The organism is Oleiphilus sp. HI0125 (assembly GCF_001635355.1).
This window is the reverse complement of record NZ_LWGF01000497.1, coordinates 1-9,687: the sequence shown is the minus strand read 5'-3', so window position 1 is coordinate 9,687 and position 9,687 is coordinate 1. Positions and strand designations below refer to the sequence as shown.

The following is a 9,687-nucleotide window of genomic DNA, read 5'->3' as shown; positions in this document are numbered from 1 at the left end:
GATGACTAGAGACTTAGCCATATCACTCCAAAAAAAGCTCAAAATAGAAAAAGGAAAGCAAACAATTACGCTTTCAACATATGGTTAGAGGCGTACCTAACGCAAATTTAGCGCAACATATATATTGATTTGTAGCTGAGTGGTCAAGCTCTTGCAAAGTTTTTTCTGCATCAGCCATCATTTTTACTTCCAAACAGACAAAAAAATCATCAAGCACTTAAACGCAAAAAAGCACGGATAAACCGTGCTTTTTTAGATTTCGATTGTTTAATCGAAACGCGCTTTAAACTTAGTAGCTACAAGCATCAAGAAATTTTGGTTTCAGGCTAGGCGAAAGTTAGAGAAGAAGCGCAGTTTACATAAAGTAAATGAGCATTCTGAGCTAACTTTCAACAATGCGTGAAAGCCAAAATAGCAGATGCGACAACTGAACGATTATAGGCGTTCCCAAACAGTCGAAATACCCTGACCTAGACCAATACACATAGTAGAAACGCCGTACTTGCCGCTATTTTCTTCTAGTACGTTGATCAAAGTTGTAGAGATACGTGCACCTGAACAACCTAGTGGGTGACCCAATGCGATCGCACCACCTTTCAAGTTTACTTTCTCATCAGCAACATCTAGCAACTTAAGGTCTTTCATTACTGGCAATGATTGACCGGCAAATGCTTCGTTAAGCTCCCAGAAATCGATATCTTCAACTTTAAGACCTGCACGCTTAAGTGCTTTCTTAGTTGCTGGAACTGGGCCGTAACCCATGATCGCTGGATCACAACCTGCAACAGCCATAGATACGATACGAGCGCGTGGCTTAAGGCCAAGCTCTTCTGCTTTCTCTGCAGACATAAGCAACATTGCCGCTGCACCATCAGTCAACTGAGAAGACGTGCCTGCAGTTACAGTACCGCCTTTCGGATTGAACGCTGGACGTAGCTTAGACAATGACTCGACAGTTGTTTCTGGACGAATTGTTTCATCGTCTTCAACTAATACTTTAAAGCCGTTGTCGTCATGGCCTTCAACAGGAACGATTTCGTTCTTGAACTTGCCATTGATTGTCGCTTCGTGCGCTAAACGGTGTGAACGTGCACCGAACTCGTCTTGTTGCTCACGTGAAATACCGTGCATTTTAGCAAGCATTTCAGCAGTCAAACCCATCATGTTAGACGCTTTTGCAGAATACTTAGACGCTGCTGGGTTGTGGTCGAAGCCTTCAGTCATAGGTACGTGACCCATGTGCTCAACACCACCAACGATGAATACATCGCCGTTACCAGTTTGGATAGCTTGTGCTGCAGTGTGGATTGCAGTCATAGCAGAACCACATAGACGGTTAACAGTCTGTGCAGATGAAGTGTGTGGAACCTTTGTCAATAAAGAGATTTGACGAGCTACGTTAAAGCCCTGCTCTTTAGTTTGGTTAACACAACCCCAGATAACGTCCTCAACCAAGTTAGGGTTAAGACCTGGGTTACGGTCAAAGATCGCATCGATCAATACCGCAGAAAGGGTTTCAGCTCGTACGTTGCGGAAACAGCCGTTTTTAGCTCGACCCATTGGGGTACGTACCGCATCGACAACGACGACGTCTTTTGGATTAAGACTCATAGATATTCTCCGTAATCTGTCTCAGCGCTTAGCCGAAAAACTTCTTGCCAGTTTTAGCCATCTCACGCATACCTTCAGTCGGCGTGTAGAGAGCACCTAGATCAGCATACTTGTCTGCGATCTTGTTGAATTCTTCGATACCGATAGAATCGATGTAACGAAGCGCACCACCACGGAATGGAGGGAAACCGATACCGAAGATCAGACCCATGTCTGCTTCAGCCGCAGTATCAACAATACCGTCTTCCAAACAACGAACAGTCTCGATGCAAAGTGGAACCATCATACGTTCGATGATTTCTTCATCAGTAAACTCATTGCTGCTTGCAACAACTGGCTTAATCATGTCGTAAACAGATTCATCTACAACTTTCTTCTGCTTACCCTTACGATCTAGCTCGTAAGCGTAGAAGCCTTTGTCATTCTTCTGACCAAAACGACCAGCTTCAAACATCACGTCAATCGCTGTTTTGAAGTCTTTACCCATACGATCTGGGTAGCCTTCAGCCATTACTTCACCGCCGTGATTAGCTGTGTCCATACCTACAACGTCAAGCAAGTAAGCAGGACCCATTGGCCAACCGAACTTCTCCATGATCTTGTCTACACGCTGGAAGTCAGCACCGTCACGCATAAGCGCAGCGAAACCACCAAAGTAAGGGAACAAGATACGGTTTACTAGGAAGCCCGGGCAATCGTTAACAACAACAGGTGTTTTACCCATTGCTTGAGCGTATGCAACTGTTGTCGCAATCGTCTCTTCGCTTGTCTTCTCACCGCGAATTACTTCAACCAATGGCATCATGTGTACTGGGTTGAAGAAGTGCATGCCACAGAAGTTCTCTGGACGCTTCAAGTTCTTCGCAAGCAAATCAATAGAAATCGTCGAAGTATTAGATGTAAGGATCGTATCTTCAGATACTTGATCTTCTACTTCACGTAAAACGATATCTTTAACTTTTGGATTCTCAACAACGGCTTCAACAACTAGGTCAACTTCACCGAAGTCACCGTAGCTAAGTGTTGGATCGATTGCGTTAAGAACGTCAGCCATCTTGTCAGCTTTCATGCGACCTTTGTCAACACGCTTAGCAAGAAGCTTCTTCGCTTCATTCAAACCAAGATCGATACCTGCTTGTGCGATATCTTTCATGATGATTGGCGTACCTTTAAGAGCAGATTGGTAAGCGATACCGCCACCCATGATACCTGCACCAAGAACCGCTGCTTTGTTAACCTTTGAAGCTTTAGGAGCAAGCTCTTTCGCTTTAGACTTAAGCGCTTGATCGTTTAGGAAAAGACCAACCAATGATGCCGCAACAGACGTTTTAGCCATCTTAGCGAAGCCTTTTGCTTCCACTTCGATTGCTTTATCACGTGACATACCCGAGTGCTTCTGCATTGCTTTGATCGCTTCAACAGGCGCTGGGTAGTGAGGACCAGCTTGACCAGCTACGAAACCTTTAGCAGTTTCGAATACCATCATGCTTTCCATTGGGTTCAAGTTCAGCTTGCTAGTTTTCTCTGCACGACGTGCTTCGTAATCTAGTTTGCCAGCGTTAACTTGTTCAAGAACGTTGATTGCTGCGTCCATCAATTTCTCTGGACCAACAACTGCATCGACTGCACCAAACTTAAGAGCTGCATCTGCTTTGTGCTCTTTAGTTGCTGCAATCCACTCGATTGCGTTATCCGCACCGATCAAACGTGGAAGACGAACAGTACCACCGAATCCTGGGAAGATACCTAGCTTAACTTCAGGAAGACCAACTTTCGCTTTAGTCGACATAACACGGTAGTCAGTCGCTAAACACATTTCGAAACCACCACCAAGAGCAATGCCATTAATAGCCGTTACTGTTGGGAAAGGCAGATCTTCGATCGCATTGAATACAGAGTTTGCTTTCAAGTTGTTTGCGATAAGTTCTTCTTCAGGACCTGCAAACAAGCTAGTGAATTCTGTGATATCCGCACCAACGATGAATACATCTTTAGTACTTGTAACAACTAGACCTTTAACATCTGCACCTTTAAGTGCTTCTGCTGCTGCGCCTAGTTCTTCGATAGTCAGCCGGTTAAATTTGTTTACGGATTCGCCCTCGAGGTCGAAGTTCAACTGCGCGAACCCACCGTCGATTTCTTTAACCGTGATGGCTTTACCTGCGTAAATCATCAACTGTTCTCCAAGTTTATAAGTTCGTGCCAGTACAGAGGAAAGCTGCCTGACAATCTGTTTAACCCCAAGCAAATGGGGTGAGAAAACAAAAATTCATACGATCGTTTGAATCGTGAGGCGTGTACCTTGTAGAAAACTCAATCGTTTGTCAATGCCAAAAAGGCTTACACCGTTTTCAGGCCGTTTATGTATGAATGTTTTAGAAATTATTTAATGGAGGCAAATTAATGAAAAACAATCACTTATTACACAATTTGAAAGTTGTAAGTCAGGCATTCATAACTACACTAAATTCTTATAATGCATATATAAGTTGTATGCAGAAATAATAGTCGGAGAAAATAATGCAAATAAGACAAATCATTCATACCGCAGCGGCTATAGCATTAAGCGCAATGACGCTTAACGTGCAAGCACTCGAAAAAGATCAAGCACTCGGCGCCATGGAAAAAGTGTATGAAGCAACTATCAATAGTTATTACTCAATCAACGGTTTCTATAATTTCAGTGCAAATCAGGCCGACAAAGAACAACAGCAAGAAGTACAGTTTGCAGTAGGAAGCGTCGAAGATCTTATGATCGATATCGCTGGAGCGCTGTCAGATTCAGATTTAATCTCTCAAGTTGATGCCGCTCGTGACGCATGGCTTACCTATGAAGACTCATTGAGCGAAAATATTGAAGTGGTGAATGACACAGGTTACACCGACCTTCGCTTGGTCGGTGAACTGGCAAACTACAATATATCATTCAATGATGCGCTGAATATTTTATACAAATCGATTGCCGAGCAAACAGCAAGCGACGACGTATCGAAAGAAAACGAAAGCCATAATGCTGCGAAGATGGTTGCCTTAATGATGACCAAATACTCCGCACGAAGCACATCGACAGTGAGCCAAGTATATTCGCGTGAAGATGAGTCGGACATTACTTTAGATGTCCTTGCGAAAGATTTCGACGGAACACTCAATGGATTGCTTAGCGAGCAAGGCAACCCAGAAGCAGCGAAACTTCTCGACTCTGCCAAGACTAAGTGGGAGTTTATTCAACCGTCACTCGTAAACTACAACGAGAACCGCGTTAACTTTATCGTTAACCTATATTCCAAAAAGATTATTGAAAACCTTCAGCTAGCTAGCAGGATTTAAGACTAGCTGAAACAAAAAAAGGGGGCTATTGCTTTACGCAGCGCCCCCTTTTTTTATGATCTCAAACTCAGCAAGCCGAATGTAATTGCTTAATACATTCCAGTAAGCCGTCTATATCTTCTGCGTCACCACTTTCATCCCACAACAGACCTACCCCATCAGGATAAAGCACTACCCCACTAATTTGATTTGGAATATATTCCTGATTTGCCAACACACGAGCTTGATCACCATCCATATTTCGACGATCGAGTTCATGCAATTCAGCACTGCTATGCACCTGAACTGCCTTCATCCCTCGCCCTTCTTTTACAGGTAATTGATGTGTTTCGTAGAGCACATAACCGCGATAGTCATCAAGCCATGGAAAAAACTTATCCTTGAGTTTTTCGTCAACAAGACGAACCCGCAATCCCTTCTTCATCGCCTCTTGCCGTAAAGCAGTGATACGCAATTCGCGCTTCGACGGCTTAATCCAAAGAATAGAACCCGCAACCACCAATGTGCCGAAAATCGCTACCAGCCAACCCAACATGTCTCTCCTTTACTCACCAGCCATCTCTTCAAGCTCCATCCATCGCTCAATAGTTGCTTCAAGCTTTTCTTGCAAAGACGTCAACGCTGTTGTTTGCTGCTCGACATAGGCATGTTCTTTTGAGTAAAAGTCAGGACTAGACACCTCATTTTGTAGTGCTGCAACCTCTTCCTCCAAATCTGCAATGAGATCCGGCATCTGATCAAGCTCCCTTTGCAACTTATAGCTCAGTTTCTTTTTCTTTGGCGGTTCAGCCTTTTTCTGAGCAACCTGCGCTTTAACTTCAGGTTTTAGAGCTTCAGTTTGACCTTTGTTTAACAAAGCTTGCTCATCAACCAATGCGCCACCCGTTTGTCGAACCCAGTCTTGATAGCCACCGACATATTCTCGAACCCGGCCATCACCTTCAAACACCATCGTACTGGTTACCACTTGATCAATAAAATCTCGGTCGTGGCTTGTTAGAAGAAGCGTACCGTCAAATTCACCGAGCTTCTCTTCCAGCAACTCTAAAGTCGACACATCCAAATCATTGGTCGGCTCATCCACAACAATAAGGTTTGCAGGCTGCGCAAACAGCTTGGCCAACAACAAGCGATTCGTCTCGCCTCCAGACAGCGCACGCACGGGGGTTCGCGCGCGCGCTGCAGTAAACAAGAAGTCATTTAGATATCCGATGACGTGCTTACTACCGCCACCCAACTCAACAAAATCATGCCCATCAGCCACATTCTCGATCACGGTTTTATCCGCATCTAACCCATCACGTAGCTGATCAAAATAAGCGACCTCTAACTTAGTGCCTAAATTCACTACACCAGACTGCGGTTCGAGCTGACCTAGGATGAGTTTTAGTAAAGTCGTCTTGCCCGCACCATTCGCACCTATCAGACCTATACGATCTCCACGCATAATTGTGGTCGAGAAATCTTTTACCAGCTGACGCCCATCTTCAAACGCAAAATCAACATGCTCTAACTGCGCTACTTTTTTGCCAGACTTATTTGACGCTTCAATTTTAAAACTCGCGGCGCCTTGTTTTTCGATTCGTCCTTTTCTTTCTTCGCGCATCGCTTTTAAGGCACGCACACGACCCTCGTTGCGAGTACGACGTGCTTTTATACCCTGACGAATCCAAGCCTCCTCTTCAGACAGACGCTTATCGAATAATCTATTTTGCTTTTCTTCCTGTTCTAGCAGCTTTTCTTTTTCAACCAAATACTGAGCATAACTGCCATTAAAGGCGCGAATATGACCTCTATCTAACTCGATAATTCCTGTTGCCAAAGACTTGATAAAAGCCCTATCGTGACTCACAAATAACAAAGCACCCTGAAAATCTGACAAGGTCTGTTCCAGCCAACGGATGGCGTTGATATCCAAATGGTTGGTTGGCTCATCTAGTAGCAGCAGATCAGGCTCGCTGATCAAAGCCTGCGCAAGCATCACTCGACGACGCCATCCACCTGATAAAGAAGACATCGGCGCATCAGGTTGGATATTAAACCGCTTTAAAATCTGCATAACGCGATTATCAAACGTCCACCCACCTTGAGCTTCGATACTTGCTTGCAAGCGCTCCATTCGATCCAAGTCTTCGCCACCAGCATCCACTAAAGCATGATACTCGCTCAATAAAGCTCCTAACTCAGGCAAGCCTTGCGCCACAACATCAAAAGCCTTTTGCTCATCAGCATCAGGTAAGTCTTGAGATAAAAAACCGATTTTCAGATTCTTATCAAAAATCACAGTCCCACTATCGGGCTCAGCTTGCTTCATAAGCAAACGCATTAAGGTCGACTTGCCCTCACCATTCCTACCCAACAAACATAAACGCTGGGAGCACTCTATTGCGAAATCAACTTCATCAAGCAATGGCTTTAGGCCATACGCAAGAGAAACACCTTCAAGGCGAACAATACTCATTAAACAACCACTTAATTTCTACGTTAGCTTTTTCAAAGTGTTCGACTATTCTTTTGAGCACTTTGCAGCGGATACGTATTAGATCATAGCGCGAGAAGATACTAAATGACTGAACCAGCTTTAGACACAAACATCACTCAGCTCGAGTGGCAGCAAGTTCGATCCACCATCAATTTGCTCACCCTCGCGGTATCACAAATTGAATGCACAATGACTGATGGTGAAAAGTCTGTGGCAGAGTTGACCAAATCATTTTCTTACATAGCAGAACAAATCAGCCACTTGACCGACTCGTCTGACAAACAAGCCGCAAACAACTTTAGCTCCCAAGCCCAAGAGATCCATAACTCGATTATCAGTTCCATCGTGGCGTTTCAATTTTACGATCGATTATCACAACGACTTGATCATGTGAAACGTGACCTAGGCTGGCTGAGCGAATTGATGTCAGACCCTAACAGCGCCAACAATCCAAGCGCATGGGAAAGACTGCAAAACGACATTAAGTCGAACTATTCTTTGGAAGAAGAGCGACTCATGTTTGAACACATTATGAATGGAGCCTCAGTGAATGAGGCGCTCGAAATATATCGCCATCATTTTGAAAAGACCGATGAAGACGATAGCGATGATGAAGTCGAACTATTCTAATATTTCGACCAAGTCACCTAACGATATAAGTCCCTCGCCACGCTGAACTAAATTCTCACCAAAGCACGCGCCAAATTGATTCAAGCGGTACTGCGCTAAAGTCTTTAAGGGCTCCTTATTATACACCCCCCGTTCGTCCAAGGTAATCATACTGCAGCGTGAACATGGCTTAGCGACATCAAACTCGATCTCCCCTATCTTGATTCGGCGCCATTCCGATTCTTGATATGATTCACTCCCACTGATCACAATATTCGGACGAAAACGATTCATTGCCACCGCATTTTCCAACCTCGAATTCAGATCGAGCAATGACTCCTCACTACACAAAAGAATTGGAAAACCATCAGCAAAACTGACTCGTGCTGATTCCGGTGAAAAATCAGGATCAACCTGTCGATAGGTGCTTGAAGGCATGAAGACTAAACGGACAGACTCATTCAAATACACGGATAATCGCTTATCAAAGTCTTTCGATGACATCGCCAAAGCATCAACACTATCCGACCACACTTCAGCCATCACTGGAACATCAAACTCAGAAAACAGTAATACTGTCTCTATGCCATCGAAATTCACTGACAGCGTGCTTTCACTTACTAAAGCAGAGACTAGTGCCATTTTGGGGTGCGTTCTTTGAGTGACATGCTTTCCTTGATAATTGATGACCATAAAACGCCTATCCATATGTGGCCCGAACGCGTCTAAGCTCATCGACTGATGCGATAAACCGCGAAACGATTTAACAGGATAAGAAAACAGACCAGAGACAGTAATCATCAAGAAACTCGCGCAAAAGCTCAAAACTATAATGCGACTTGGCTAAGAAGAACAAGGCGCAAGTATAAATTGTGTAAACGGCATGACTAAACAGAGATACAGAAATATCAACAATTAAGACATTGAGCTAAGCGATGAATAAGCTTTCTTCGGGCGCAGCAAACCTTGAGGAAGTTTAGTAACAATAAACGACGATAGGTTTAACAAAGTCATAAGAAAATCTGGAGCGGGAAACGAGATTCGAACTCGCGACCCCGACCTTGGCAAGGTCGTGCTCTACCAACTGAGCTATTCCCGCTTAGGAAGGCTTTGAAAAAACTCTGTAAAATCAAGTATTAAGAGAACTTGAAAGAGTTCATTGCTTCAAAGTGGGGCGTATTATATGGATGCATTTTTCAGTATGCAAGCATTTATTTATACAAAATGCTGTTTTTTACGCCCCACCAAATCAAAGCTACTAGTTTTGAGACTCCTGTCTAGTCTTTCTTATCATCGTCTTTTGGAAGATCATCGGTATCACCAATGTCAAAGTCTTCAAGATTAAATTCTTCATCATCAAACTCCGGATCACTCAAATCTAGAGCTGCCTCAATTTCCTCAGATAATGCATCATCTTGATCTTCAGCTGCTTCTTCAATCGCCTGCGCAATACTAGCCGCAACCTCAGCTTCATCCTCGAGCACCGGTTCATCTTCGGCTGGCACCTCTTCAGGCTCGTCGCTAAGATTCTCCAATTCCTCTACAACGTCATCCAAGCCCCCAGACAAATCAATATCATCTAAATCCAGGTCATCTGCATCTGGCTCCGGTTCAGGTTCTGGCTCTGGCTCCGGTTCAGGTTCAGGTTCTGGCTCTGG

General features: G+C 44.2%; 7 protein-coding genes, 1 tRNA gene and 1 pseudogene. 2 read left to right on the top strand and 7 right to left on the bottom strand.

Going from position 1 to position 9,687, the window contains the following annotated elements:
- Positions 1–435: 435 nt before the first annotated feature.
- Both fadA and fadB read right to left on the bottom strand, forming a co-directional pair.
- A complete protein-coding gene (fadA, locus tag A3762_RS06320; RefSeq protein ID WP_068754557.1) occupies positions 436–1,611 on the bottom strand; it encodes an acetyl-CoA C-acyltransferase FadA in 1,176 nt (391 codons plus the stop codon).
- A gap of 28 nt (positions 1,612–1,639) precedes the next feature.
- Positions 1,640–3,784, bottom strand: coding sequence for a fatty acid oxidation complex subunit alpha FadB (gene fadB, locus A3762_RS06315; protein WP_068754555.1), 2,145 nt, complete (start codon positions 3,782–3,784; stop codon positions 1,640–1,642).
- A gap of 347 nt (positions 3,785–4,131) precedes the next feature.
- On the opposite strand from fadB, the gene A3762_RS06310 reads away from it, so the two are divergent.
- The gene (locus A3762_RS06310) at positions 4,132–4,938 is read left to right on the top strand and encodes a hypothetical protein (RefSeq protein WP_068754553.1); all 807 of its coding nucleotides are present in this window, start codon (positions 4,132–4,134) and stop codon (positions 4,936–4,938) included.
- 67 nt (positions 4,939–5,005) lie between these two features.
- Here A3762_RS06310 and A3762_RS06305 read toward each other — a convergent pair whose 3' ends face one another.
- Positions 5,006–5,473 (bottom strand): hypothetical protein, encoded by a 468-nt coding sequence (locus A3762_RS06305; protein ID WP_068754551.1) that lies wholly within the window; start codon positions 5,471–5,473, stop codon positions 5,006–5,008.
- A 9-nt stretch (positions 5,474–5,482) separates the two neighbouring features.
- The gene (locus tag A3762_RS06300; protein ID WP_068754549.1) at positions 5,483–7,399 is read right to left on the bottom strand and encodes an ATP-binding cassette domain-containing protein; all 1,917 of its coding nucleotides are present in this window, start codon (positions 7,397–7,399) and stop codon (positions 5,483–5,485) included.
- Positions 7,400–7,504: 105 nt separating this feature from the next.
- Between A3762_RS06300 and A3762_RS06295 the strand changes: the two genes are divergently transcribed.
- Entirely contained in the window at positions 7,505–8,050 is a 546-nt protein-coding gene (locus A3762_RS06295; RefSeq protein WP_068754547.1) for a hypothetical protein, read from the top strand.
- On the opposite strand, the gene A3762_RS06290 is transcribed toward A3762_RS06295, so the two are convergent.
- The 3 genes and pseudogenes from A3762_RS06290 to A3762_RS27245 form a co-directional block, all read right to left on the bottom strand.
- On the bottom strand, positions 8,042–8,830 hold the full coding sequence (locus A3762_RS06290) for an MOSC domain-containing protein (RefSeq protein WP_068754545.1): 789 nt from the start codon (positions 8,828–8,830) through the stop codon (positions 8,042–8,044). The genes A3762_RS06295 and A3762_RS06290 overlap by 9 nt on opposite strands.
- A 222-nt stretch (positions 8,831–9,052) precedes the next feature.
- Positions 9,053–9,128 (bottom strand) — tRNA-Gly (locus A3762_RS06285).
- Positions 9,129–9,306: 178 nt separating this feature from the next.
- Positions 9,307–9,687: pseudogene (locus tag A3762_RS27245) on the bottom strand (hypothetical protein); the annotation flags it as partial.

Excerpts from the sequence above, each read along its gene's own strand:
- fadA (WP_068754557.1), bottom strand. The coding sequence starts at position 1,611 with ATGAGTCTTAATCCAAAAGACGTCGTCGTTGTCGATGCGGTACGTACC.
- fadB (WP_068754555.1), bottom strand. The coding sequence starts at position 3,784 with ATGATTTACGCAGGTAAAGCCATCACGGTTAAAGAAATCGACGGTGGG.
- A3762_RS06310 (WP_068754553.1), top strand. The coding sequence starts at position 4,132 with ATGCAAATAAGACAAATCATTCATACCGCAGCGGCTATAGCATTAAGC.
- A3762_RS06305 (WP_068754551.1), bottom strand. The coding sequence starts at position 5,473 with ATGTTGGGTTGGCTGGTAGCGATTTTCGGCACATTGGTGGTTGCGGGT.
- A3762_RS06300 (WP_068754549.1), bottom strand. The coding sequence starts at position 7,399 with ATGAGTATTGTTCGCCTTGAAGGTGTTTCTCTTGCGTATGGCCTAAAG.
- A3762_RS06295 (WP_068754547.1), top strand. The coding sequence starts at position 7,505 with ATGACTGAACCAGCTTTAGACACAAACATCACTCAGCTCGAGTGGCAG.
- A3762_RS06290 (WP_068754545.1), bottom strand. The coding sequence starts at position 8,830 with ATGATTACTGTCTCTGGTCTGTTTTCTTATCCTGTTAAATCGTTTCGC.